General features: G+C 40.8%; 24 protein-coding genes. 20 read left to right on the top strand and 4 right to left on the bottom strand.

Annotated features, from left to right (window positions below):
• Positions 1 to 34: 34 nt before the first annotated feature.
• Positions 35 to 1,402 (bottom strand): serine/threonine transporter SstT, encoded by a 1,368-nt coding sequence (sstT, locus tag G6W42_RS04590; RefSeq protein WP_430640598.1) that lies wholly within the window; start codon positions 1,400 to 1,402, stop codon positions 35 to 37.
• A 138-nt stretch (positions 1,403 to 1,540) separates the two neighbouring features.
• Here sstT and metK point away from each other — a divergent pair, with 138 nt between their 5' ends.
• Positions 1,541 to 2,746 carry a methionine adenosyltransferase gene (gene metK / locus G6W42_RS04585; RefSeq protein ID WP_194173129.1) on the top strand — a complete coding sequence of 402 codons (1,206 nt, stop codon included), beginning with the start codon at positions 1,541 to 1,543 and terminating at the stop codon, positions 2,744 to 2,746.
• A 43-nt stretch (positions 2,747 to 2,789) separates the two neighbouring features.
• On the opposite strand, the gene G6W42_RS04580 is transcribed toward metK, so the two are convergent.
• On the bottom strand, positions 2,790 to 4,082 hold the full coding sequence (locus G6W42_RS04580) for an apolipoprotein N-acyltransferase (RefSeq protein ID WP_194173128.1): 1,293 nt from the start codon (positions 4,080 to 4,082) through the stop codon (positions 2,790 to 2,792).
• Between G6W42_RS04580 and yajC the strand changes: the two genes are divergently transcribed.
• The 14 genes from yajC (at position 4,058) to G6W42_RS04510 (ending at position 19,730) form a co-directional block, all read left to right on the top strand.
• The gene (gene yajC / locus G6W42_RS04575) at positions 4,058 to 4,330 is read left to right on the top strand and encodes a preprotein translocase subunit YajC (protein WP_002941849.1); all 273 of its coding nucleotides are present in this window, start codon (positions 4,058 to 4,060) and stop codon (positions 4,328 to 4,330) included. The genes G6W42_RS04580 and yajC overlap by 25 nt on opposite strands.
• Positions 4,330 to 5,910: a protein translocase subunit SecD gene (gene secD / locus G6W42_RS04570; RefSeq protein ID WP_194173127.1), complete on the top strand. Its 1,581-nt coding sequence runs from the start codon at positions 4,330 to 4,332 to the stop codon at positions 5,908 to 5,910. The genes yajC and secD overlap by 1 nt, the downstream gene beginning before the upstream one ends.
• Positions 5,911 to 5,912: 2 nt before the next feature.
• Positions 5,913 to 6,884 carry a protein translocase subunit SecF gene (gene secF, locus G6W42_RS04565; protein WP_194173126.1) on the top strand — a complete coding sequence of 324 codons (972 nt, stop codon included), beginning with the start codon at positions 5,913 to 5,915 and terminating at the stop codon, positions 6,882 to 6,884.
• Positions 6,885 to 6,893: 9 nt separating this feature from the next.
• The gene (locus G6W42_RS04560) at positions 6,894 to 7,232 is read left to right on the top strand and encodes a DUF6394 family protein (RefSeq protein ID WP_002942000.1); all 339 of its coding nucleotides are present in this window, start codon (positions 6,894 to 6,896) and stop codon (positions 7,230 to 7,232) included.
• Positions 7,233 to 7,240: 8 nt separating this feature from the next.
• Positions 7,241 to 9,706 (top strand): leucine--tRNA ligase, encoded by a 2,466-nt coding sequence (leuS, locus tag G6W42_RS04555; protein ID WP_194173125.1) that lies wholly within the window; start codon positions 7,241 to 7,243, stop codon positions 9,704 to 9,706.
• A gap of 3 nt (positions 9,707 to 9,709) precedes the next feature.
• Positions 9,710 to 10,249 carry an LPS assembly lipoprotein LptE gene (gene lptE, locus G6W42_RS04550; protein WP_194173124.1) on the top strand — a complete coding sequence of 180 codons (540 nt, stop codon included), beginning with the start codon at positions 9,710 to 9,712 and terminating at the stop codon, positions 10,247 to 10,249.
• Positions 10,230 to 11,804: a GGDEF domain-containing protein gene (locus G6W42_RS04545; protein WP_194173123.1), complete on the top strand. Its 1,575-nt coding sequence runs from the start codon at positions 10,230 to 10,232 to the stop codon at positions 11,802 to 11,804. Before lptE ends, G6W42_RS04545 begins: the two co-directional genes overlap by 20 nt.
• The gene (locus tag G6W42_RS04540) at positions 11,801 to 13,003 is read left to right on the top strand and encodes a Mur ligase family protein (protein WP_194173122.1); all 1,203 of its coding nucleotides are present in this window, start codon (positions 11,801 to 11,803) and stop codon (positions 13,001 to 13,003) included. The genes G6W42_RS04545 and G6W42_RS04540 overlap by 4 nt, the downstream gene beginning before the upstream one ends.
• Positions 12,984 to 15,929, top strand: a complete 2,946-nt coding sequence (gene mfd / locus G6W42_RS04535) for a transcription-repair coupling factor (RefSeq protein ID WP_194173121.1) — start codon at positions 12,984 to 12,986, stop codon at positions 15,927 to 15,929. Before G6W42_RS04540 ends, mfd begins: the two co-directional genes overlap by 20 nt.
• Positions 15,926 to 16,690 carry an ATP-binding protein gene (locus G6W42_RS04530; protein ID WP_194173120.1) on the top strand — a complete coding sequence of 255 codons (765 nt, stop codon included), beginning with the start codon at positions 15,926 to 15,928 and terminating at the stop codon, positions 16,688 to 16,690. Before mfd ends, G6W42_RS04530 begins: the two co-directional genes overlap by 4 nt.
• The gene (locus G6W42_RS04525) at positions 16,687 to 17,355 is read left to right on the top strand and encodes an endonuclease III domain-containing protein (RefSeq protein ID WP_194173119.1); all 669 of its coding nucleotides are present in this window, start codon (positions 16,687 to 16,689) and stop codon (positions 17,353 to 17,355) included. Before G6W42_RS04530 ends, G6W42_RS04525 begins: the two co-directional genes overlap by 4 nt.
• Positions 17,356 to 17,446: 91 nt before the next feature.
• Positions 17,447 to 18,352: a cysteine synthase A gene (gene cysK / locus G6W42_RS04520; protein WP_194173118.1), complete on the top strand. Its 906-nt coding sequence runs from the start codon at positions 17,447 to 17,449 to the stop codon at positions 18,350 to 18,352.
• Between the two features lie 3 nt (positions 18,353 to 18,355).
• Positions 18,356 to 18,907, top strand: coding sequence for a serine O-acetyltransferase EpsC (epsC, locus tag G6W42_RS04515; protein ID WP_194173117.1), 552 nt, complete (start codon positions 18,356 to 18,358; stop codon positions 18,905 to 18,907).
• Positions 18,908 to 18,938: 31 nt separating this feature from the next.
• On the top strand, positions 18,939 to 19,730 hold the full coding sequence (locus G6W42_RS04510; RefSeq protein WP_242042695.1) for a hypothetical protein: 792 nt from the start codon (positions 18,939 to 18,941) through the stop codon (positions 19,728 to 19,730).
• Positions 19,731 to 19,752: 22 nt separating this feature from the next.
• Here G6W42_RS04510 and G6W42_RS04505 read toward each other — a convergent pair whose 3' ends face one another.
• Positions 19,753 to 20,055, bottom strand: a complete 303-nt coding sequence (locus tag G6W42_RS04505; RefSeq protein ID WP_087580869.1) for a c-type cytochrome — start codon at positions 20,053 to 20,055, stop codon at positions 19,753 to 19,755.
• A 35-nt stretch (positions 20,056 to 20,090) separates the two neighbouring features.
• Between G6W42_RS04505 and gmhB the strand changes: the two genes are divergently transcribed.
• Genes gmhB through G6W42_RS04480 form a run of 5 tightly spaced genes read left to right on the top strand, consistent with a single transcriptional unit; the run spans position 20,091 to position 24,001 of the window.
• A complete protein-coding gene (gene gmhB / locus G6W42_RS04500; RefSeq protein WP_346010463.1) occupies positions 20,091 to 20,663 on the top strand; it encodes a D-glycero-beta-D-manno-heptose 1,7-bisphosphate 7-phosphatase in 573 nt (190 codons plus the stop codon).
• Positions 20,660 to 21,649: an ADP-glyceromanno-heptose 6-epimerase gene (gene rfaD / locus G6W42_RS04495; RefSeq protein ID WP_194173115.1), complete on the top strand. Its 990-nt coding sequence runs from the start codon at positions 20,660 to 20,662 to the stop codon at positions 21,647 to 21,649. The genes gmhB and rfaD overlap by 4 nt, the downstream gene beginning before the upstream one ends.
• Positions 21,642 to 23,060 carry a D-glycero-beta-D-manno-heptose-7-phosphate kinase gene (gene rfaE1, locus G6W42_RS04490; protein ID WP_194173114.1) on the top strand — a complete coding sequence of 473 codons (1,419 nt, stop codon included), beginning with the start codon at positions 21,642 to 21,644 and terminating at the stop codon, positions 23,058 to 23,060. The genes rfaD and rfaE1 overlap by 8 nt, the downstream gene beginning before the upstream one ends.
• Positions 23,035 to 23,604, top strand: a complete 570-nt coding sequence (gmhA, locus tag G6W42_RS04485) for a D-sedoheptulose 7-phosphate isomerase (RefSeq protein WP_194173113.1) — start codon at positions 23,035 to 23,037, stop codon at positions 23,602 to 23,604. Before rfaE1 ends, gmhA begins: the two co-directional genes overlap by 26 nt.
• A gap of 1 nt (position 23,605) precedes the next feature.
• On the top strand, positions 23,606 to 24,001 hold the full coding sequence (locus G6W42_RS04480; RefSeq protein ID WP_194173112.1) for an SseB family protein: 396 nt from the start codon (positions 23,606 to 23,608) through the stop codon (positions 23,999 to 24,001).
• Between the two features lie 80 nt (positions 24,002 to 24,081).
• On the opposite strand, the gene G6W42_RS10645 is transcribed toward G6W42_RS04480, so the two are convergent.
• A complete protein-coding gene (locus tag G6W42_RS10645; RefSeq protein ID WP_275944651.1) occupies positions 24,082 to 24,213 on the bottom strand; it encodes a hypothetical protein in 132 nt (43 codons plus the stop codon).
• Positions 24,214 to 24,232 lie beyond the last annotated feature (19 nt).

Genomic DNA, 24,232 nt, shown 5'->3' with positions numbered 1-24,232 from the left:
TTCAGCCAAATTTTAGCTGAAATTTTACTGAGGATTACTCTGAAGTCTCTGAGGCTACTGCAGTGAAAAGCACGTCAGATGCGCTATTTAGGGCAGTTTCAACTGAGTCTTGGATGACGCCTATTGTAAAGCCAACTGTTACAAACTGCATAGCAATATCGTTGCTGATACCAAAAAGTCCGCACGCTAGTGGCACTAGAAGCAGCGAGCCGCCAGCCACGCCAGATGCGCCGCACGCACCAAGAGCTGAGATAAAGCAAAGAAGTAGCGCATCACCAAATGTAACTGTGATAGATGGGATTGAATTTACCGCAGTAAGTGCTAGGATACTGATAGTAACTGCCGCTCCGCCCATATTTATGGTAGCACCAAGTGGGATCGAGATCGAGTATAGCTCTTCTTTTAAATTTAGCTTTTTACAAAGTGCCATATTTACAGGGATGTTCGCAGCTGAACTTCTTGTAAAAAATGCTGAGATCGCACTCTCTTTTAGGCAGATCATCACAAGTGGATAAGGATTTTTCTTAGTTAGTGCAAAAACCATCGCTGGATAGACGATAAACGCCACAACAAGCATCGCTCCAACAAGAACTAAGATCAGTTTTAGATATCCTGCAAGTGCCTCGAATCCAGTGTCGTGAATGCTAATAGCAACCATGCCAAAGATGCCAAACGGAGCTAGTCTAATGATAAATTTAACGATATGAGTTACGCCGTCGCTTATATCTTTAAATACCTTTTTTGTCTCAACTGTAGCATATCTCATAGCGATACCGCTACCTATCGCCCACGTGATGATGCCTATATAGTTACCATTTGCTAGGGCGGTTATAGGATTTTCTACCATTTTATAGATGAGATCTTTTAATACGTTTGTGATGCCTTGAGGTGCTGACATATCAGCACTTTGCAGACCTTTTAGCGGTATCTCGATAGGAAATAAAAAGCTTGCAATTACCGCCACAACGGCTGCTAAAAAGGTGCCCACAAGATAGAGCGTGATGATCTTTTGCATGCCTTTTGTGTGACCAAAATCTTTTATGATGATAGATGTCGCAACTAGGACAAAAACAAGTATCGGAGCGATCGCTTTTAGCGCGCCCTTAAACAAATCCCCTAAAACTGAGGCTGAATTTGCGATAGAGTCAGCCGAACTAGCCTTTTCTTTGGCTTCATCAAGCTGTTTTGCTTCATCTTGGCTAAGACGAGTTTTTATAACTTCATCTACGCTTAAGCCACTCTCTTTTTGAATGGTTTGAATTTTAGCTGAGATTTGGTTGTAAGGGGCTGCCTGATAGTGTGTGTAAAAGCCAACTAGGGCACCTAGGATGATACCAACTAAAATTTGAACGATCAAATTTCCGTCGGCGTATCTTCTTGCAATGTTTTTAAACATATTCATTTGACACCTTAATAAATTAGTTTTTTGTTGATTTTAGCTAAATGATTTTTAAATATAAAGAAATTTAAAAAGATTAATTCGCTTTTTAAATAGATTTGTTACAATTGCACGAAAATTTAACCAAGGAAAAGGACGAAAATGTATTTATTTACTTCTGAAGTTGTAAGTCCAGGTCATCCAGATAAATGCGCTGATATCATCGCTGATAGCATTGTTGATACTATCTTAACGCAAGATCCAAATGGACGCGTTGCAAGCGAAGTTTTTGTCGCTGGAAAAAACATAGTAATAGGCGGAGAGATAAACTCAAAGGTAAAACTCTCTTATAAAGACTACGAAAAGATCGTAAAAGATGCTCTTGCGCACATTGGGTATGATGGTAAGAGCAACTTTACAAAAGAGCAGTGTTTGCACCCAGACGATATCGAGGTCAAAGTTTGCTTAAATCAACAAAGTCCAGATATAAATCAAGGCGTTGATCAAAGTGACGGTGAGATCGGAGCAGGGGATCAAGGCATCATGTTTGGCTTTGCAAGTTGCGAGGCGAAAGAATTTATGCCAGCAGCTATAACTTACGCAAGAATGCTTTGTGAAAAAGTATATAAATTTGCCAAAGCAAACCCTGATAAACTTGGTGTTGATATAAAAACGCAAGTTACGATTGATTACGGTAGTAAAGACAACTTTGAAAACTGCAAACCTCAAAGCATCCACACTATCGTCGTCTCTGCACCTTGTGTGGAGAGCATGAAGATAGAAGAGCTTCGCGCACTAATACAAAATTTAATAGACGAAACTGGCCTTCCAAAAGAGCTATATAATAAAGAAAAAACGATCATCTATATAAATCCAACAGGTAGATATGTAAATCACAGCTCACTGCACGATAGTGGTTTAACAGGCAGAAAACTAATCGTTGATAGCTTTGGTGGATATAGCCCAATAGGCGGTGGCGCTCAGTCAAGCAAGGACTACACAAAGGTTGATCGCAGCGGACTTTACGCAGCGCGCTGGATAGCTAAAAACATAGTCGCAGCCGGCCTTGCAAAAAAATGCATCGTTCAGATAAGCTATGCAATTGGCGTTGCAAAGCCAACTTCAGTTAGTGTTGATACTATGGGAACTCACACAAATGGCGTAAATGACGATATGCTTTCAAATTTTGTAAGCGAGCATTTTTCTCTAACACCTCGCTGGATAACAAATAAATTTGGTCTTGATAAGCCAAGCAAAGAGACATTTTTATATGCAAAAGTAGCCGCAAAAGGTCAAGTGGGAAATGCAAAATACCCTTGGGAAAAGCTTGATGCAGTCGATACTTTCAAGGCTTTACTAAAAAAATAATCAAAAAAGTGGCTTTATCTAAAAGCCACTTTAAATCTCCCTTTTAAAACTCATCCCAAAACGCTTTTTTAGGCTTTATGATCTCACTTTTTGAGCCATTTACGCTGTGATAGACCGCTTTATTGTATTTTGTGGCAAGATGCTTTATAAGCAACCTTTGAAGCACAGGCTCGCTACTTGGCACAAACCAGCCGTTGTTTGTGATAGCCACGACCACGTCAAATTCGCCCTTATAAAGCTCCTCTCTTGTCGCTTCATAGCAGATAGCATTTCTGATTTTAACCCCGTCTATCTCGTAGTCACTAAAATTTTCAGCCTTTTTAAAGTCACTAGCTCCGCCAAAAAATAGCTTATTTACCGCATCTTGCATAAATTTTGGCAAAGGAATCTCTTCTCCAAATGGCACTAAAAATTTCTTATCCATTCGCCTTAGAGTGCCGTCCTGAAACAAAAATGCAGAGTTATAAATTTGCTTATTTTCATAGGCAAGTGCGCCAGCTACGATGGTTATCTTTTTTGAAAGCTCTTTTAGCTCATCAACAAGCAGTGGCTCATTTGTCATAAATAATGGAAACGCACTCTCAGGCAGCACGATGAGGCGTTTTTGCTCGGCTATGGCGTTACTTATCAAGTCTAAATTTTCATTTGTAAATTTCATACGCAAGCTTTTATCCCAGCGCACTCTTTGAGCGACATCGGTGTTTATTAGCTCCATGTCAAATGGTAGAGCCTTTGCCTCGCTACTTTTAAACTGCAAAGCGGCGATCAGGCAGATAAAAGCTAGGATAAATTTAAAAATTTTGCCTTTTAAACTCAAAGAAATAGCTGCTAAAAATATAAATATAAGCCCTCTAGTATTTGGCTCAAAAGCGCCTAAAACAAGTGTGGCTTCAAGGTTAAACCAGTTAAAGCCAAATGGATGCACATAGCTTATTAAAAATAGCAAAACGGCTCTTAGTGCTATAAAGCTTGGGAAAGAGGCTATCCAAAACATAAGCCCATAAACAAGAGCCACAAAGAGGATAACAAATGGGATAAGCCAAACAAGCTCGTAGTAGATGAAGCTAAAGCCGATCCAGTAAAACCACAAAATTCCAGTGAAAAAGCCAGCCGCAAAAAAGCCAGCTCTGCTTAAATTTATGATGACGTAAATTCCAGCTAGCGTAAGAAAAGGTGAGATGAAATTTAAAATTTGATTTTCTGCCATAGCTAAAAAAATGAAATTAGAAAGCAAAAAAGCACCGACAAAGGCTTTTATTATAATTTTAGTGCTAAAATGTCCGTTTAAAAATCTTACAAATAAGGAAATCCATGCAAAACGCTGATTTTTTAACATCATTACTACCTCTTGTTGTGCTTTTCGCCATATTTTACTTTTTGGTTATCAGACCTCAACAAAAACAACAAAAAGCCCACGCAGCAATGCTTGCAGCTCTTGACAAAGGCGATAAGATAGTAACTAATGGCGGACTTATATGCGAAGTGATTAAAGCCGAAAATGATTTTATCAAAGTTAAACTTAACGATGATGTAATCGTTCGTATAGCACGCGAGTTTGTAGCTAAAAAGATCGAAGATAAATAATGCGTAACGCAAGAGTTACATATAGGCTGATTATCTTAATATTAGCCTTGATTTTTGGTTTTGGCTTTTCGGTGCCATCTTTTTTTCAGACTCAAAGTGGAGCTAAAATTTCATTAGGACTCGACCTTCAAGGCGGTCTTCATATGCTTCTTGGTGTTGAAACTAACGAGGCTATCCACTCTAAGATCAAGTCAATCGCTGGAAGCATAAATTATTATGCTAAAAAAGAAGATGTGCTTATTGATAAATTTAAGATAAAAGAAGATAGTGTTGATTTTGCGCTACTTGACAGCGACGAAGCCCCAAAGGTTGATAAAGCGCTTGCCGAGATAAAAGGGCTTGATATCAAAAAAGATGGTCTAAACTATCACATCACTCTAACAGAGCAAGAGAGGCTTGATACGATCGAGTATGCGATCTCGCAAGCTGTTGAGACTATTAGAAACAGACTTGATCAGTTTGGTCTAGCTGAGCCAACAGTCGCTAGACAAGGTAAAGATAATATCCTAGTAGAACTTCCTGGCATAAAAACCGAAGAGGACGAGCAAAGAGCGAGAGACCTTATCGCAAAGGCTGCTCACTTGCAGCTTATGGCAGTTGATGATAAAAGACAAGATCAGGCAAATACCATGAGCGAGGCCGAGGCTGAAAGCTATGGTGATGTGATCTTTAAAGATGCTAAAAATGACCACGTAAAATACGTCGTTAAAAATATCCCTGTGCTTGATGGCTCGATGCTAACTGATGCAAAAGTAGCATTTTCTCAGCAAAATAACCTACCGATCATAAACTTCACACTAAATTCAGAAGGTGCTAGAATTTTTGGTGATTTTACTGGTGCAAATGTCGGCAAAAGGCTTGCTATCGTGCTTGATGGCAAGGTCTATTCAGCTCCAGTTATAAACGAAAGAATAGGTGGCGGCAGCGGTCAGATCAGCGGTGGCTTTACCCTTGATGAGGCTCACGACGTAGCGATCGCTCTTAGAAGTGGCGCACTTTTAGCACCTGTGAAGATGCTAGAAAAAAGAAGCGTTGGCCCATCTTTAGGCCAAGAGAGCATCAATCAAAGCATGGTTGCTCTTGCTGCTGGATCTATTTTAGTCGTGCTATTTATGCTAGTTTATTATGGAATTTCTGGAATTTTTGCAAATATCGCGCTAGTTGCGGATGTCGTTATATTAGTCGCTGTAATGGCACTTTTTGGAGCGACGCTTACTCTTCCAGGCATGGCTGGTATCGTGCTAACGATTGGTATGGCGGTTGATGCAAACGTCATCATAAATGAGCGTATACGTGAGCTCTTGCGTGAAGGCGTGGCGATAAGAACAGCCGTTCAAAAGGGTTACGAGCACGCTATGAGTGCGATCATCGACTCAAACTTGACTACTATCATCACAGTTGCGGTGCTTTATGCTTATGGCACTGGTCCAGTTAAGGGCTTTGCTGTGACAATGGCGATAGGTATCATGGCTTCGATGCTAACGGCCATTTTAGGCACGCATGGCATGTTTGATGCGGTCATGGATAAGATAGAAAAAAGCGGAAATACCAGACTTTGGTTTGGTTATAAAAGGAGCTAGGGATGCAAATTTTTACTAAGGCAAAAGTTTATGATTTTATGCGGTTTAGATTTGCTTCATTGGCACTTTCTATATTTTTATTTGTTGGCTCGATCTTTTTGCTTGCAACAAAGGGTCTAAACTACGGCATCGACTTCTCTGGTGGTACGCTTATACAGCTAAAATACGATACCAAAGCGCCACTTGATAAAATTCGCGATACTTTTGGCACAAATGAAGTGCTTAAAAACGCCTCTGTTACTGAGTTTGGAAGCGAAGATGAGGCTGTTATTAGATTTTCAGGATCAAGCTCAAATTTAACTGGTGACATCGGTACTGAGATAAAGCAAATTTTAAAAGATACTGGAAATTTTGAAGTAAGACGTGTTGATATCGTTGGTCCAAAGGTTGGTGACGAGCTTAGGCAAAAGGGCTTGATGGCTCTTGGAATTTCACTAATTGGCGTGCTTCTTTATATTACATTTAGATTTGAGTGGAGATTTGCGCTAGCTGCGATCGCAACTGAAATTCACGATATAGTCATAACTGTTGGCGCTATTTCGCTATTTGGTATTGATGTAAATTTAGATACTCTAGCGGCTGTATTAACAGTGCTTGGCTACTCGCTAAATGATACGATTATCATTTTTGATAGGATCAGAGAAGGCATCAAAGAGAGCAAGAGAACCGATATCGAGGGCGTTATCAACGAGTCAGTCTCAGCTACACTTTCAAGAACTATCCTAACCTCAGCCACTACGATGATGACTGTTGTTGTGCTATTTTTGTTTGGCGGAGATATGATACATGGATTTTCATTTATTCTTATCGTTGGTATAGTTATAGGAACGATCAGCTCGATCTACATCTCATCACCATTTCTTATCTGGTTTAAATTTAGCATCGAGCATTTTAGAGCTAGAGAGGCTGAAAAGCAAAGGATCAAAAAAGAGCGTGATAAAGAGCGTGCTATGTTTGAAAAAGGCGTTGTGTAAGGAGGGATAATGAACTGGGGAAAAGTTATCTACATATTTTTTGCGTTGATGAGTCTTACGACTACGGCGGAGTTTTTATATGATAAAAACGAGATCGCCCTTTTTGTGGCAGCTAGTATAAATTTAGTTTCTACGCTACTTAAGATTGGCGTTAAAAATTTACTATCAGCTGAGCTTTTTGCAAGCTCTCTGGTTGCTGATTTGCACCTTATACCAGCTTTTGTTATTTTGCAAGTATCTGAAAATGCAACGCTTAGCTATTCACTAGCTATTGGCGCAGTCATTGCAAATATATTTTCACTAGCCTTGGTACTAATAGAATCAAGCAAATCACAAGAAGAATTTTAGGAGAAAAAATGGCTGAGAAGAGAAAATATGAGCCTTTAAAGATAGAAAAAAAATGGCAAGAAATTTGGGATAAAAATGAGGAATTTGAGCCAAAAGACGACTTAAGCTTGCCAAAAAAATACATCTTAAGCATGTTTCCATATCCAAGCGGACGCATACATATGGGGCATGTGAGAAACTACTCTATCGGCGATGCGCTGGCTAGATCATATAGAAAAAGCGGCTACAACGTGCTTCATCCTATTGGATTTGATAGCTTTGGTATGCCAGCTGAAAACGCAGCCATAAAACATAAAATTCACCCTAAAATTTGGACTTATGAAAACATCGACTATATGAAAAAAGAGCTTGCTAGCCTTGGCTTTTCGTTTTCTAAAAAGAGAATTTTAGCCACATCTGACCCACTTTACACAAAGTGGGAGCAAAGCTTTTTTATAAAGATGTTTGAAAAAGGGCTTGTTTATAGAAAAAACGCCATCGTAAACTGGTGTGAATACGATCAAACCGTGCTTGCAAACGAGCAGGTTGAAGACGGCAAATGCTGGAGATGCGGTAATGATGTGGTGCAAAAAGAGCTTCCAGGATATTACTTCAACATCACAAAATACGCTAGCGAGCTGCTTGATGATCTAAAGCTTCTTGAGGGCAAATGGCCAAATCAAGTCATCACAATGCAAGAAAACTGGATCGGTAGAAGCTATGGTCTGGAGTTTAAATTTAGCCTTGATGAGGCATCAAAAGAGACTTTGGGCGGTAAATTTGATGGCTTTGAGGTATTTACAACAAGACCTGATACGATTTATGGCGTTAGCTACACAGCTCTTGCGCCAGAGCATCCTATCGTAAAAGCGCTTCTTGAAAGTGATAAATTTGATGAAAGCAAAAAAGCAAAGATAAAAACAATACTTAATCAAAGCCCAAGAGAGCGTCAAGCAAGCGAAAAAGATGGGGAATTTTTAGGAATTTACGTCGTTCATCCGCTCACAAATGAAAAGATCCCAGTTTGGGTTGCAAATTTCATCCTAGCTGACTACGGCAGTGGCGCTATCATGGCTGTTCCTGCGCACGATCAAAGGGACTTCGAGTTTGCAAGCAAATTTAATCTACCTATAAAACCTGTCGTAAAGCCACTTGAGGGCGAGAGTGACGGCTCAAAAGCATATTCGGAATACGGAGTTGCTATAAATTCTGAGCTTATAAACGGCCTTAGCTCAGAGGATGCCAAAAGCTTTATAATAGAGAAATTTGAAAAAGATGGTTTAGGCAAAAGGATCACAAACTATAAGCTAAGGGATTGGGGAATTTCTCGCCAAAGATACTGGGGTGCGCCAATACCTGTTGTGCACTGCAAATGCTGCGGCGTAGTGCCTGAAAAAGAGGAAAATTTACCTATCGCGCTACCAGAAGATGTCGAAATCACAGGCGAGGGCAATCCACTTGATAAACATCCAACTTGGAAATTTACGAAGTGTCCAAAATGCGGCAAAGACGCGATCAGAGAGACTGATACGATGGATACATTCGTAGAGAGTAGCTGGTATTTTGCTAGATTTGCAAGCGATGAGAAGACGTGGGAGCAAAAAGCGCTTGATGAAAAAAGCGTGAATTATTGGATGAATGTAGATCAGTACATCGGCGGTATCGAGCATGCGATCTTGCACCTTTTATACGCTAGATTTTTTCAAAAGGTCTTAAGAGATCTTGGCTATCTAAGAGATGATGAGCCATTTGAAAATTTACTTACTCAAGGCATGGTCTTAAAAGATGGCAAAAAGATGAGTAAAAGCAAGGGTAACGTCGTAGATCCTGATGATATCATAAATAGATATGGCGCTGATACGGCAAGGCTTTTTATCCTATTTGCAGCGCCTCCTCAAAAAGAGCTTGAGTGGAACGATAGCGCAGTTGAGGGCGCATTTAGGTTTTTAAATAGGCTTTGGGAGAAGGCGCAAACTATCAAAAAGGTAGATAAGCTGCCTGAGATAGATCATGAAAGTCTAAGCAAAGATGAGAAATTTGCAAGGCTAAAAATTTATGAAGCGCTTAAAAAATCAACCGAGGTTTTTGGCGATACATTTGCTTTTAATACTTTAATCGCTGCTTGCATGGAAGCGCTAAATGCCATAAATGCGCAGGATAATGACGATGTAAATGCTGAGGGCTTTTTTATCATCCTAAATTTACTAGAACCCATCGTGCCACACATCGCAAATGAGCTTAGCGAAGAGCTTTTTGGTAGAAAGAATTTCACAAAGATAGCTGTAAAAGAAGAGGTCTTTGTAAAAGATAGCATCGCTCTTGCAGTTACAGTTAATGGCAAGAAAAGGGCTGAGTTTGAAGTGGCAGCGAGCCAGAGTGAGGGTGAAATTTTAAAACTAGCCAAGCAAAATGTGGCTAAGTGGCTTGAGGGCAAAGAAATTTTAAAAGAGATTTATATAAAAGGCAAATTAGTAAATTTTGTCATTAAAGGATAAATTTTGAGGTATTTTTTAGCGTTTTTTATTGCGATATTTATCTGTGGATGTGGCTATAAACCAGTTTCAAAGATCTCGCAGGATTTGGTTGGAGATAGAGTTTATGTTGATGTTATCATCAGCAAAGAAGAGCCAAAAAATAGCGTTTGGATAAAAGACGCCGTAAAAGAGGGCATGGTCGCAAGGCTACATAAATCACTATCAAGCAAAGATAGTGCTGATACTTCAATAATTGTCTCAGTGCAAAATTTAACTTATGAAGCGATAATCTATGATGAATATGGCTATATCACATCTTATAAAGCTCTTTTAATTCTAAACTATAAAACCAAATTTAAAGATGGTCGTGTCGTAGATATACCTGCTACTGGCGAGTATGATTTTAGCGTGGCAAGACGTCAAAAAGATGTAAGATTTGCCGATAGTGTTCTTAGCGATACTCAAAAATATGAAGCCATAAAAGAGGCTTCAAAAGAGGCGTTTGATGAGTACATCGCAAATTTAGCTGTAAAAGGATATAAAAATGGCAGCAATAACCGTTAGTCAAATAGTCAAGGAAGCCTTAAGCGAGATAAAAGATCGCCATTTGATGCTAACGCCAGAAAATTACACCGAAGTTTATAATGAAATTTCTAAAAAATATGGCTTTACAACTGAAGAGAGCAAAAAGATAGAAAAATATATCTCAAGGCTTGGTGATGACTATAAAGCGCAAGCTATAAGTCTTCATATAAAAACGGTTGATGAATTTGTAGCTTTTATGACCGCTAGGCTCTCTCATGGCGCTAAAAATGGCGCAGCCCAAGTCGTTGATGATAAAAAGTTAAAGTCACTAAACGCCTTTGCAAGAAGAATCCTCCAAGCTATCTCTATGCTTCACAACAAAGATGCAAAAGCTCTAGCAGAGCAGGGCATGCAGCTACTTGCTAGAAGATATGATGAGAAAAATCTTGAAGAGATGTGCCTTAAATGGTTTGATTTTATAAGCTCTTATGACACTGAATTTTTGGACTTTTTGAAATATTATGGTGTGAGAGACTTTGACGATCTAAGGACTATGAGCGCTGAGCTTGAGAAATTTCTCTCTCAAAAAAATGAGAGCGGCGAAGAAAACGCTTTAGTTGAGCTTTTAAATTTTGCGCTTGAGCCTTCTATCACAAAAGAGCTTGGCGAAGAGCTTAGCATCATTAGAAACGTTTTAAAACAAAATCCACAAAGTCTAAATAGTAAAGAATTTCAAGAGAAGATAAAAACCTTTGTCGATCGCAGGATCGAAGAAGATAGAACCGAGATCATCGAAAAAGTGGGCTCGATAAATAACATCTTGCAAAACATAGGCGATAGAATTTCTGACATCGCAGCTAGCTCAAAAAGTAGCTCAGCTAAGGCGCAAAGCATCAAAAACGACCTTAAAAAGGTAAATTTAAATGCAAACAGCATAGATCATGTAAAGAGCATGCTTATCGAGATCGCGGGTGCGCTTGAGATCGAGAGTAAGGAGCTTGGCCTTGAGATGAATAGCAAGCAAGCGACCATTTCTGAGCTACAAAACAGGGTTATTAGCCTAGAAAAAGAGCTGGAGGCTGCTAAGCTTGAGAGCAAAGAGGACTTTTTAACCAAAGTGGCCACAAAAAGAGCTTTGATGAGTGAAATTCAGCGTATCGAAGAAGCCTATAAGCGCTACGGCACGGACTATTCGATCTGTTTTGTTGATATTGATTTCTTTAAAAAGATAAACGATACTTACGGCCACGAAGCTGGCGATGTGATCCTTTCAGCCGTGGCTCAGGTGCTTAAGAAAAATGCTAGAAAGGTTGATTTTGTCGGTAGATATGGCGGCGAGGAATTTGTCATTTTGCTACCAAGTACGAGCCTAAAAGATGGAGTTAGATTTGGCGAGAAGCTAAGAAGTATGATAGAAAATTTCAAATTTATCTATAAAAACGAGCGCATCAAAGTTACCATTAGCTCTGGTGTGGCTACAAGAAGCGCAAATTTAAGTGACACGATGACACTTGAGGGCGCTGATAAGATGCTCTATCTCTCAAAAGAGGGCGGCAGAAACCAAGTCATGCCAAAGATAATCGAGGAAAAATGAGCCTAGCGAAATTTCTTGACGGCAAGCCACTTTACTACAAAGAGATAGACTATGGTAGGATCATAAGGGCTTATGATACGATCAAAGGGCATCTGAAACCTTTTAAGATAATCCACATCGTCGGCACAAATGGCAAAGGTAGCACGGGCCGCTTTTTAGCACAAATTTTAAGCCAAAATGGGGCAAAAGTAGGGCATTACACGAGCCCACATATATTTAAATTTAACGAGCGATTTTGGCTAAATGGCGAGGTCGCTAGCGATGAAATTTTAGAGGTGGCTCACGAGCGCTTACAAGGGCTTTTAAGCGACGAGTACAAGATAAAAACGAGCTATTTTGAGTATATGACGCTGCTTTCTGCGGTGCTTTTTGAGGGTTGCGACTACTTTGTCTGCGAGGCTGGCATGGGCGGTGTGCTGGATGCGACAAATGTCTTTGAAAAAGAGCTAAGCATCTTTACTCCGATCGGCTTTGATCACACGGCGATATTAGGCAACAGCTTAGAAGAAATTTCACGCACGAAATTTGAAGCCATGAGCAAAAGAGCTATTTTAAATGATGAGATGAATGAGATAAGTGCGGCTATCGCAAAAGAGATCGCAAGCGAAAAAGGCGCAACTCTGAGCTTTCCAAGAGAAATTTTGACCAAAGAGAATTTAAACGAGATCGCAAACTACGCAGATAAATTTAACCTACCAGAGTTTTTGCGCTCAAATTTAACTCTAGCCTACGCCGCGGCTAAAATTTTAGATAGCAGCATAGATATCAAAAAGCTTGGCGCTTTATCGCTTCGTGGTAGATGTGAAAAGATCGCTTCAAATTTATACGTTGATGTCGGTCACAATGAGCTTGGCGCAAAGGCTGTGGCTAAGAAATTTAGCTCTGATGAATTTAACGGCAAGAAGATAACGCTAGTTTATAACTCATTTTTGGATAAAGATTTCAAGGCAGTTTTGGCAGCTCTAAAGCCAGTCATCGAGAGCGTGCTGCTTTATCACTACCACTGCGAGGGCAGGGAGCTTGGCGGAGAGCTCATAAACAAAGCGCTAAACGAGCTTGAAATTTCGCATAGAGAGTTTGAGCCAAGCGATATGAATGATATAAAAGAGGCAAAAAACGGCAAAATTTACCTAGCATTTGGCTCGTTTCACCTGGCCGAAGCCTTTTTAAAAGAGTACTATGCAAGCAAGGGTCTATGAGTATCTTTTAACGCACGCCCCACAAATTCTCATCTGCGAAGATGATAAAGAGGCGGCGCTCTGCGCTGATGCGGCCAGTTTTGCTGGCTTTAGCGCATTTAAACTACCTGATTTTAGAGCTAAAAAGGGCGATGATCTAAGAAGCTTTAACGAAGAGCTTTTTGAAATTTCATCAGTCCTTAGCAAATACTATAAATTTGATGGCAAAAAGATCATCATAAGCCCATTTAGCACGCTTTTAAACCCACTTCCAACGCAAAAAAACTTAGAAAGCTCAACGATCAAGCTAAAAGATAATCTAAATTTAAACGAATTTGCCGACTTGCTCATACGCTTTGGCTATGAGTGCGTCGATATCGTTGAGAGCGTTGGCGAGTTTAGCATACGTGGCGAAGTGATTGACATTTACGGTGTAAATATGGATGATCCTGTTAGGATTTTGCTCTTTGGCCATGAGGTGGAGAGCATTAGAAACTACAACACCGCCACGCAGATAAGCAATAAAAATGAGCTAAGCGAGGCCGAGATCGTGCCATTTATCGCAAATCTTAGCAAAGATGAGTTTGAAAAAGTGAGCCAAAAGATCGAGGATATGCAAAGCGACGCCTTGGTAAGTGATCTAAATTCGCTTGGATTTTGGGCGATAGATAGCTTTAGCGACTACTTAAAAGAATTTGACTCAAAGCTGGTTAAGAAGATCGATTTTGAAATTTATGACGCGCCTGAGGAGAAATTTAAGGGCATTGAAATTTTGCCTGAGCCAAAGGTCTATAAAGACCTAGAAGTTACTTTAAATTTTGACTTTTTTGAGCTAAATAAGAGCAAAAATATAACCGTTCTTTCAAGAAATGAGGGACTTTTTAAGGGCTATGAGCTTGATGGCTTTGCCAACGTAAAGCTTGAAATTTCGCCTCTTGTGGTAAATCTAACCTCAAGCGACAAGATCGTAGTTTCTTTAAATAAATTTGAGAAAAAAAGACGAGTAAAACGCTCAAGCCTCGTGGTAGATGAGCTAAAAGTAAATGACTATGTCGTGCATGAAGAGTATGGTATAGGCCGTTTTTTGGGGCTTGAAAAGATCAAGGTTTTGGGCGCGACGAAAGAATTTGTGGTTATCGCCTATCAAAATGACGACAAGCTTCTTTTGCCGGTTGAACATCTAAATTTAATAGATCGCTACATCGCGCAAAATGGCTCTATGGCGGTGCTTGATCGCCTTGGCAAGGCAAATTTTGCCAAGATAAAAGAAAAAGTGAGAGAAAAGCTCTTTGCGATCGCCTCAAAGATCGTGGCGATGGCCGCAAAAAGGGAGCTAATCGCAGGTAAAATTTTAAAAAACGAGGACATCTCTTATTTAAATTTCGTCCAAGACGCTGGTTTTTCATACACGAGCGATCAGCAAAAAGCGGTAAATGATATAAAAGATGAGCTAAAAAGCGGCAAGGTTATGGATAGGCTGCTTAGTGGCGATGTTGGCTTTGGCAAAACAGAAGTTGCGATGAACGCCATATTTACCTGCATAAAATCAGGCTTTAGTGCGCTTTTCTTCGTGCCAACGACACTTCTTAGCTCGCAGCACTACAAGACACTAAGCCAGAGATTTAGCAAATTTGGCATAAAGGTCTTTAGGTTAGACCGTTTCTCAAGCGCTAAAGAAAAGGCAAGCTTGCAAAAAGCGCTAAAAGAAAGTGAGCCCATAGTTTGCGTTGGAACGCATGCGCTTCTTGGCGTAAAGGCTGAAAATTTAGGGCTTATCGTCGTTGATGAAGAGCATAAATTTGGCGTTAAGCAAAAAGAGCAACTAAAAGAAATTTCTCAGCACTCACACATCCTAAGTATGAGCGCCACGCCGATACCAAGAAGCCTAAATATGGCACTTAGCAAGATAAAAACATATAGCATTTTAGCCACTCCGCCAAGCTCGAGGCTAGATGTCAGAACAAGCGTGAGAGAGTGGGACGAAAAGGTCGTCAAAGAGGCGATCATGCGTGAGCTAAGACGCGGCGGGCAGACCTTTTACATCCATAACCACATCGCAGACATCGAGCAGACTGCAAATGATCTAAGAAAAATTTTGCCAAAACTTAGAATTTTGATACTTCACTCAAAGATAAACGCAAAAGTCGCTGAAGATGAGATGATGAAATTTGAGCGGGGCGAGTATGACTTGTTACTTTGCACCAGCATCGTTGAAAGCGGCATTCATCTGCCAAATGCAAACACCATAATCGTAGAAAATGCCAATAAATTTGGCATGGCTGACCTGCACCAGCTGCGCGGTCGCGTGGGTAGAAGCGACAAGCAGGCATACTGCTACTTTTTGGTTGAGGATAAAGAAGCCATTAGCAAGGACGCTCTAAAACGCCTTGTGGCACTTGAAGGCAACTCATTTTTGGGCGCTGGCTCAGTGCTAGCCTATCACGACCTTGAGATAAGAGGTGGTGGTAACATCATCGGCGAGGCGCAAAGCGGTCACATCGAGGCTATCGGCTACTCGCTATATCTAAAAATGCTAGAAGATGAGATAAATAAGCTTCTTAATCAAGACTCCGCAAAGCTTGACAAGATCGATCTAAAGCTTAGTGTGAGCGCCTTTTTAAATCAAGAATTTATAAGAGAAGATAGGCTAAGGCTTGAAATTTACAGGCGCCTTAGCAAGTGCAAAGAGGTGAGTGAGGTCTATGAGATACAAAGTGAGCTTGAGGATAGATTTGGCAAGATAGATACGTTTACAAAGCAGTTTTTAGACGTCATCATCATCAAAATTTTAGCCCTAAAAGCTGGCATAAAAACGATCTCAAATAGCGAGCAAAACATACTAATAACAAAAAATGACGACGAGAAGATCAGGCTAAAGTCACGCAGCAAGGACGACGACGATGTTTTGGCTGAAATTTTGGTCTATCTAAGAAAGGATAAGAGATGATAGATTGGGGCGTGAAGTACGCAGCGATATATAGAAGTACAAAAGGGATGTTAAAACCGGTTGAGGATATTGATTTTGTCGATATCGACTCACTTTATGGACTGGAAAAACAAAAGGAAATTTTGCTAAAAAATACTAGAAATTTTATAGCTGGCGACGAGGCAAACCACGTGCTTCTTTGGGGTGAGAGAGGATGTGGCAAGTCAAGCCTTGTAAGGGCGGTGTTTACGCAGTTTTATAAGATGGGGCTTCGTATCATCGAGATCGGCTGCGAGGATCTAAAATACCTTGGCGATATCATCGACGAGATCAGAAAAAGCGAGTTTAAATTTATCATTTTTTGTGACGACCTAAGCTTTGAAAATGGCAGCAATGAGTACAAATTTCTAAAGCCTATCATGGACGGCTCTATCCAAAAGCCGCCTAAAAACGTCCTTTTATACGCCACTTCAAACCGCCGCCACCTAATAAGCGAGTTTAAAAGCGAAAATGAAAACTCGCAGCTAATAGACGGAGAAATCCACTACAGCGACGCTACTCAGGAGAAAATTTCGCTCTCAGACCGCTTTGGACTTTGGGTCAGCTTTTATCAAGGCAACTACGATGAGTACCTAAAAATGGTTGATTTTTACTTTAAAGACTACTCTGGCGATAGGGCGACACTGCATGATCTTGCTAAAAATTTCGCCACGCTAAGAGCTAGCAGGAGCGGTAGGACGGCAAAGCAGTTTTATCTAACATTTAAAGAAAATTTCAAATGAGATCAACTGATCTGTTTTTAGCCCTGCTAAATCACAAAAGTAGAAATTTTGATGAGTTAAAATGGCCAGGTGAGGGCACTTTTGAGGTCATTTTGGGCGCTATTTTAGTGCAAAATACCAACTGGAAAAACGTAGAAAAAGCGCTAGATAATCTAAAAAAAGCAGGCAAAGATAGCCTGCAAGCTATCTGCGCGCTTGAAAACAGCGAGCTTGCCACGCTCATAAAACCAAGTGGCTTTTACAACACAAAGGCAAAACGGCTAAAGACGCTTTGTCTAGCTATAAAAAATGAATTTGAGAGCTTTGATAACTTCAAAGAAAACGCAAGCCGCGAGTGGCTAATAAACGTAAAAGGCGTTGGCGCAGAGAGTTGTGACGCGATACTAGCTTATGCTTGTGGGAAGCCATATATGGTCGTTGATGCTTACGCGCTTAGGATAATGGCATATTTTGACTATAATTTCGAGTGTTATGACGAGGCGGCTGAGTGGTTTAGCTCGCTTGAGTATGATGAAATTTACAAATTTCTTGATAGTGATAAATTTGATGAGGTTGAGGTTCTAAAGCTCTATCATTCGCTTATTTTAGAGTTTTGCAAGGAAAATTTTAAAGGCAAAATTTTAAGCCAAAACGGACAAGAGGTGCTTGATAGCATTAGAAACTAAAATTTATTTTAAATTGGCGCAAATTAGGACTTTTTATGTTTTATTTTAAATTCTGTGCTAAATTTACGTAAAATTTATATTAGGAGAGGCAATGATATACGACAATATCGTTAAAACGATCGGTAATACACCTATTGTAAAGGTAAAAACAGGTGCCGATGAGGCTGAAATTTATGTGAAATTAGAGTTTTTTAACCCAGGCGGCTCTGTAAAAGATAGGATCGCATTTAATATGATAAGCAAAATGCTAGCTGATGGCACTCTAAAAGAGGGCGATACGATAGTCGAGCCAACAAGTGGCAATACCGGCATCGGCGCGGCTATGTGCGGTGCGGCGCTTGGCTTTAAAGTGATACTTTGCATGCCTGAGAGCATGAGTATCGAAAGGCGCAAGATCGTGGCTGCTTATGGCGCTCAGCTCGAGCTTACCCCTGCAGCTGGTGGCATGAAAGCGGCGATCGCAAGGGCTACCGAGCTAGCTGCCCAGCCAAATCACGTAATGCTAAGCCAGTTTGAAAACAAATACAACCCACAAGCTCACGAGCTAACAACAGCCGCTGAGATCATGGCTGACTTTAGCGAGCTAGACGCCTTTGTGGCGGGCGTTGGCACGGGTGGCACGATAAGTGGCGTGGCAAAGGTGCTAAAAGCAAAAGGGTATAACACAAAGATCGTTGCTGTTGAGCCTGAAGCATCACCTGTGCTAAGTGGCGGCAACGCTGGACCACATAAAATTCAAGGCATCGGAGCTGGTTTTGTGCCAAACACAATGGATCTAAGCCTAGTTAGCGAGATAGAAAAAGTGAGCAACGAGGACGCACTAAACGCAGCTAGAGCGGTCGCAAAGAGCGATGGCTTGATGCTTGGTATAAGTGGCGGCGCTTCTTACGTGGCTGCTAAAAGAGTGGCTAAAAGGCTTGGCGCTGGCAAAAAAGTGCTTTTCATAGCGCCAGATAACGGCGAAAGATACCTAAGTACAGAGCTTTACGGAGCATAAAATATGTGGGAGAGTCTAAAAGAGCTAGTTCAAACCGTCCGTGAAAAAGACCCATCGGTGCATAGTTGTTGCTTTTTGGCAATACTTATAAACACTCCTGGCATCCATGCGGTTTTGTTTCATAAAATTTCTCATTTTTTATATGAAAAAAAGTGGTTTTTTCTAGCTAGACTCATCTCGCAAATCGCAAGAATTTTAACAGGCATAGAGATACACCCAGGGGCGAAGATCGGTAGGAGATTTTTCATAGATCACGGCATGGGCGTGGTTATCGGCGAGACGGCCGAGGTTGGTGATGATGTGATGATGTATCATCAAGTGACACTTGGAGGCACTGGCAAAGAGTGTGGCAAGCGCCATCCGACCATTAAAAATGGCGTCACTATCGCCGCTGGCTCAAAGATACTTGGTGCCATAACTATCGGTGAAAATGCTAAGATCGGTGCAAACTCAGTCGTGCTAAAAAATGTCCCAGCAAACGCAACCGTAGTTGGCATACCAGCAAGGGTTGTCAGGGTAAATGGGACAAAATTTGAGCCAGAATTTATCATTTAAAATTTAAATTTACTCTCACTACACCATAAAAATGCAAATTTTTGATACGGCAAATTTACTATCCACTATGCTGCCAGCGTTTTTTAGCTTTGCGCTGCCTATTATAATATTTGTCATTTTAGTAAATTTGATAACAAAATTTATCAGGCGAAAGATGCGCCAAAAAACTTACGTAAAATTTAATCAAAGAAATATAGCTGATACATTTAGTGCAAAAGAGATAGCAAAGAAATTTGGCAAAAATGCAAAAGATGTAAATTTGGCTTTGCTAAATTTGGGCTTTATAAAAAAATGTGACAATGGCTACAATGTAACAGATATCGGCAAATACTATGGCGGCATGCAAAACTACTATATGGGCCGAGCTAGCGTTAGGTGGGATGAGAGGATAGTTTATAACGAAAATTTTATAGACGAGATCACAAAAAGTGGCGAAAAAGCTCTTGAAAAAGAGCAAAAAGAAGATTTTAGAGAGAAATTTAAGGCTGAATACCGAACAAACGACGGTTACTATGTAAGAAGTAGGGCCGAGCTAGTTATAGCAAACTGGCTTTTTGCTGAGAGCATAGCCTACGCTTATGAAAAAAGAGTGCCGATAAAAGAGGACATATATTGTGATTTTTACATACCAAAAGGCAAGGTTTATGTTGAATTTTGGGGCTTGAAAGATGACGAGGCGTATATAAAAAGAAAAGAGCAAAAGATAGAGCTTTATAAAAAATACAATCTAAATTTAATAGAAATAGACAACAATACAATCAACAACATCGATGACTATCTGCCAAAAGAGCTTTTAAAATTTAGTGTGAGTTTGGATTTATAAAAAGGGGCGAGCGCCCCTGTGATTATTTTAAAGTTTGGATGTATTCAGCTACTGCTTTGATGTCGTCATCGCTCATTGGAGTAGCGATAGGTTTCATCATAGCACCAAGACCAAATTTATTTGCTCCTGTTTTGTAGCCTTTTAGAGCTGCCTCGATAGTTGCTGCATCAAGTGATGTTAAAGCTGGAACTTTGTTATTGAAAACTTTTTCAGCTTTAGCACCATGACAGGCAACGCATTTTTTATAGATAGTAGCGCCATCTGCAGCGAAAGCAGCAGTTGAAAGTAGTGCTGCAACACTTGAAACGATTAGTAGTTTTTTCATTTGTCATCCTTTTTAAAAAACGTGCTGGCATTATAATACAAAAATGTAAATTTGCAAGGGGAGGGTTAAAATATTTTGGCTATAATCACCAAATGATAAAAGAAACAGCCAACAAAGCACTTTTTCTAGACCGCGACGGCGTCATAAATGAGGACGCTGGATATGTTTGTGAGATTGAGAACTTCAAATTTATTGATGGCATTTTTGACGCCTTAAGAGATTTTGCTGGGGCTGGCTACAAGCTCTTTGTCGTGACAAATCAATCAGGCATCGGCAGGGGCTACTACACGCAGGAGCAGTTTGACGCTCTAAACAAATTTATGCTAGAAAGCTTTAAAAAAGAGCAAATTTTTATCACAAAAGTCTATTTTTGTCCGCACGCTCCAGAGCAAAAATGCACCTGCAGAAAGCCAAATCCAAAAATGATACTCGATGCTTGCAAAGAGTTTAACATAGAGCTTGAAAACTCGCTAATGATAGGCGATAAACCAAGTGACGTCGAGGCTGGCAAAAGGGCAGGTGTTGGTAGAAATTTCTTGCTTGATGGTATAAATTTTAAAGATGTAAGAGATGTTTTAAATAAGCTAAAAAAGGAAAAATCACTATGAATTTAAACGGAAAAAAGATAGTTATAACTGGCGGCGCTGGCTTTATCGGCTCAGCCTTGGCGCACTATTTTGATGAAAACTATAAAGACGCTCACGTGCTTGTCGTGGATAAATTTAGAAACGACGAGACATTTAGCAATGGCAACCTAAAAAGCTTTGGGCATTTTAAAAATTTACTTGGTTTTAAAGGTGAAATTTACGCTGGTGACATCAACGATCGCAGCACACTTGAAAAGATAAAAGACTTTGCTCCAGACGTCATCTACCACGAGGCAGCGATCTCAGACACGACCGTAAAAGAGCAAGATGAGCTTATAAAAACAAATGTAAATGCCTTTGTAAATTTACTAGATATCTGCGAGAGCTTGGGCGCAAAGATGATTTACGCAAGCTCAGGGGCGACTTATGGCAACGCAAAGAGCCCACAAACCGTTGGCGAGTGCGAAGCACCAAATAACGTCTATGGCTTTAGCAAGCTAAGCATGGATAATATCAATAAAATTTACGCAAAGCGCGGTGTGAGCGTGGTTGGGCTGAGGTATTTTAACGTCTTTGGCAAAGGCGAGTTTTTCAAAAACAAGACCGCCTCGATGGTGCTTCAGTTTGGCCTGCAAATTTTAGCTGGAAAGACCCCAAGGCTCTTTGAGGGCAGCGACCAGATCAAACGCGACTTTGTCTATATAAAAGATATCATTGACGCAAACATAAAAGCGCTTGATGCACCAAGTGGCGTCTATAACGCAGCTACTGGCAAGGCTAGAAGCTTTCAAGATATCGCCGACATCTTGCAGCGCGAGATCGGCGTAAATTTAGGCAATGAATACATAAAAAACCCATTTGTCGGCTCATATCAGTTTCACACAGAAGCCGACGTAGCCCCAGCTAGAGAGGCATTTGGCTTTAGTGCTACGTGGAGCTTGGAAGAGGCGATAAAAGACTACTTGCCAGAGATAAAGAGAATTTATAAGGAAGAGATAAATGGCTAAGAGGGTTAAAATTTTAGTCGTCGGCGATCTCATGCTGGACCACTATATCTGGGGCAGCTGCGAGCGCATCTCGCCTGAAGCGCCAGTGCAGGTCGTAAAGATAAATAACGAAACTTACACGCTTGGTGGTGCTGGCAACGTGGTGAGAAATTTGCTCTCGCTTGGCGCAAATGTGAGCGTAGCTAGCGTCTTAGGAGATGACGAGGCTGGTAAAAAGATAAAAGAGAAGCTTGCTGAGCTAAATGTAAAAGATGAGCTGATCCTTACTGAAAAAGGGCGTGAAAGCTCGATAAAAAGCCGCATCATGGCATCTCATCAGCAAGTTGTCAGGATCGATAAAGAGAGCGTTGTCAAGATAAATTTAGAAGATGAGCTCGTCTTAAAAGTAAAAGAAAATCTTGCAAATTTTAAGGCCGTCTTGCTAAGCGACTACGGCAAAGGCGTGCTTAGCGAAAAAGTCTGCCAAGAGATCATAAACGAGTGCGTGAGACTAAAGATCCCAGTGCTCATAGACCCAAAAGGCAGCGACTACTCAAAGTATAAAAACGCAACCCTTCTAACGCCAAATAAAAAAGAGGCGAGCGAGGCTACAAATTTAAAGATAAAAGACAAAACCGAGCTTGAAAAGGCGATAAAACAGCTAAAAGACGAGCTAAATTTGACCTATTCGATCATCACGATCTCAGAAGAGGGTATCGCGCTATATGATGATAGGCTACACATATTTGCTGCTAAGGCAAAAGAGGTCTTTGACGTCACTGGCGCTGGAGATACGGTGCTGGCTACACTTGGCTACATGCTAGCAAACGGGGCTGATATAAAAGAGGCGATAAAGATAGCAAACCTCGCAGCAGCCGTCGTCGTGGCAAAGATAGGCAGCGCAACGGCTAGTTTTAGCGAGATCGAGCAGTTGCTAAATAGCTCGTTTGGGGCAAATTTCGAGCACAAGCTAAAAAGCGTCGAGGAGTTAGAAGAAATTTTGAGCCAAAAGGGCAAGAAAAAGGTCGTTTTCACAAATGGCTGCTTTGATATCTTGCACGCTGGGCACGTAAAATACCTAGCCCGAGCAAGGGAGCTTGGCGATCTTTTGGTCGTTGGGCTAAACTCAGACGCTTCAGTTAAGAGGCTAAAGGGCGATGAGCGTCCTATAAATTCACAAGATGATAGAGCCTGCGTGCTAAGTGGGCTTGGATTTGTCGACTATGTCGTTATTTTTGACGAGGATACGCCATTAAATTTGATAACAAAGATAAAGCCAGACGTGCTTGTAAAAGGGGCTGATTACAAGGGTAAAGAGGTCGTTGGCAGCGAGATCGTAAAAGAGGTCAGGCTGATTGACTTTGTCGAGGGCAAAAGCACGACAGGGATAATAAAAAGGATAAAAGATGCTAAAAACGATGATAAAAAATGAGCTCGAGGCTCACCAAAAGACCTTTAACGAGCATGTAAATTTGTTAGGCGAGCTTGAGCGTGCTTGCCAGATGGTAGCTGATACGCTAAAAAATGGCAAAAAGGTGCTGATATGTGGCAACGGCGGCTCTGCGGCGGACGCACAGCACTTTGCGGCCGAGCTAACTGGCAGATATAAAAGCGAGCGTCAAGCACTACCAGGCATCGCGCTAACTACCGATACTTCAGCGCTTACAGCCATTGGCAACGACTACGGATTTGACTACGTTTTCTCACGCCAGTTTGAGGCTTTAGCGCAGGAGGGTGACTTGCTCGTGGCGATCTCAACAAGTGGCAATAGTAAAAACGTCCTTGAAGCGATAAAAAGTGCAAAGAAAATGGGCGCATTGGTGCTTGGACTTAGCGGCAAAGGCGGTGGCGCGATGAATGAAGGATGTGATCTAAATTTAGTTGTTAGCTCAAGCGATACTGCAAGGATCCAAGAGTCGCACATCTTTTTTATACACACGATCTGCCAGGCCGTAGACGAGGCTTTTAGGGGTTAATATGCAAGAAGCGATGGATAAATTTTTAAATGAGCCTAGCCAGCAAAATGAGATAAATTTGATATCGGCTTTGAAAAAGGCCACATTTTTTGCTCCAGTGCTTTTAAACCAAGCACTTGCAAAGCCTGATGGTGGCGTTGTTTATGAAGAAGAGGGCTCAAATATCAAATTTATCCTCCTTGAAGATGAGAGCGAAAAGCTTAGCTATTTTCCGGCATTTACTAGCAAAGAGGCGATGAAGCTTTGGCGAAATGACAGTGAGCAAGAGAGCATAGAGATAGGGCTAAAAGAGTATCTAGCGATGCTAAAAGAGAGTAGTTATGCTGGCGTCGTGGTGAATGCTTTTAGCTATGACTTTGTGCTAAAAAGAGAGCTGATAGAAAAAATCCTCGCCTAGTGCGTAATAAAATTTATAAAATTTTACGCATTATTTTATGCAAATGGATTTGATGAGGTAGAATTAAACTGCTGGATTGTTTAAATTTGTTTTATGGGCTGTCTTTTGTTGTGAGCTTTGCTAAATTTTACTTTTTGCACGTTTTCTAAATTTGGCACAGCAGACGAGCTGAGGCTAAATTTAGGCTCGTGTTTGATCTTAATAATCTGCAAATTTCATTATCTCGTTCGC

The organism is Campylobacter concisus (assembly GCF_015230015.1).
GTDB lineage: Bacteria > Campylobacterota > Campylobacteria > Campylobacterales > Campylobacteraceae > Campylobacter_A > Campylobacter_A concisus_AF.
The sequence above is the reverse complement of the archived record's forward strand: the minus strand, read 5'-3'. Positions and strand labels throughout refer to the sequence as shown.

Excerpts from the sequence above, each read along its gene's own strand:
- sstT (WP_430640598.1), bottom strand. The coding sequence starts at position 1,402 with ATGAATATGTTTAAAAACATTGCAAGAAGATACGCCGACGGAAATTTG.
- mfd (WP_194173121.1), top strand. The coding sequence starts at position 12,984 with ATGCAAGCAAGGGTCTATGAGTATCTTTTAACGCACGCCCCACAAATT.
- G6W42_RS04480 (WP_194173112.1), top strand. The coding sequence starts at position 23,606 with ATGCAAGAAGCGATGGATAAATTTTTAAATGAGCCTAGCCAGCAAAAT.
- rfaD (WP_194173115.1), top strand. The coding sequence starts at position 20,660 with ATGAATTTAAACGGAAAAAAGATAGTTATAACTGGCGGCGCTGGCTTT.
- G6W42_RS04525 (WP_194173119.1), top strand. The coding sequence starts at position 16,687 with ATGAGATCAACTGATCTGTTTTTAGCCCTGCTAAATCACAAAAGTAGA.
- epsC (WP_194173117.1), top strand. The coding sequence starts at position 18,356 with ATGTGGGAGAGTCTAAAAGAGCTAGTTCAAACCGTCCGTGAAAAAGAC.
- yajC (WP_002941849.1), top strand. The coding sequence starts at position 4,058 with ATGCAAAACGCTGATTTTTTAACATCATTACTACCTCTTGTTGTGCTT.
- rfaE1 (WP_194173114.1), top strand. The coding sequence starts at position 21,642 with ATGGCTAAGAGGGTTAAAATTTTAGTCGTCGGCGATCTCATGCTGGAC.
- secF (WP_194173126.1), top strand. The coding sequence starts at position 5,913 with ATGCAAATTTTTACTAAGGCAAAAGTTTATGATTTTATGCGGTTTAGA.
- G6W42_RS04530 (WP_194173120.1), top strand. The coding sequence starts at position 15,926 with ATGATAGATTGGGGCGTGAAGTACGCAGCGATATATAGAAGTACAAAA.
- gmhA (WP_194173113.1), top strand. The coding sequence starts at position 23,035 with ATGCTAAAAACGATGATAAAAAATGAGCTCGAGGCTCACCAAAAGACC.
- G6W42_RS04510 (WP_242042695.1), top strand. The coding sequence starts at position 18,939 with ATGCAAATTTTTGATACGGCAAATTTACTATCCACTATGCTGCCAGCG.
- cysK (WP_194173118.1), top strand. The coding sequence starts at position 17,447 with ATGATATACGACAATATCGTTAAAACGATCGGTAATACACCTATTGTA.
- leuS (WP_194173125.1), top strand. The coding sequence starts at position 7,241 with ATGGCTGAGAAGAGAAAATATGAGCCTTTAAAGATAGAAAAAAAATGG.
- G6W42_RS04580 (WP_194173128.1), bottom strand. The coding sequence starts at position 4,082 with ATGTTAAAAAATCAGCGTTTTGCATGGATTTCCTTATTTGTAAGATTT.
- G6W42_RS04545 (WP_194173123.1), top strand. The coding sequence starts at position 10,230 with ATGGCAGCAATAACCGTTAGTCAAATAGTCAAGGAAGCCTTAAGCGAG.
- G6W42_RS04560 (WP_002942000.1), top strand. The coding sequence starts at position 6,894 with ATGAACTGGGGAAAAGTTATCTACATATTTTTTGCGTTGATGAGTCTT.
- metK (WP_194173129.1), top strand. The coding sequence starts at position 1,541 with ATGTATTTATTTACTTCTGAAGTTGTAAGTCCAGGTCATCCAGATAAA.
- secD (WP_194173127.1), top strand. The coding sequence starts at position 4,330 with ATGCGTAACGCAAGAGTTACATATAGGCTGATTATCTTAATATTAGCC.
- G6W42_RS04540 (WP_194173122.1), top strand. The coding sequence starts at position 11,801 with ATGAGCCTAGCGAAATTTCTTGACGGCAAGCCACTTTACTACAAAGAG.
- G6W42_RS04505 (WP_087580869.1), bottom strand. The coding sequence starts at position 20,055 with ATGAAAAAACTACTAATCGTTTCAAGTGTTGCAGCACTACTTTCAACT.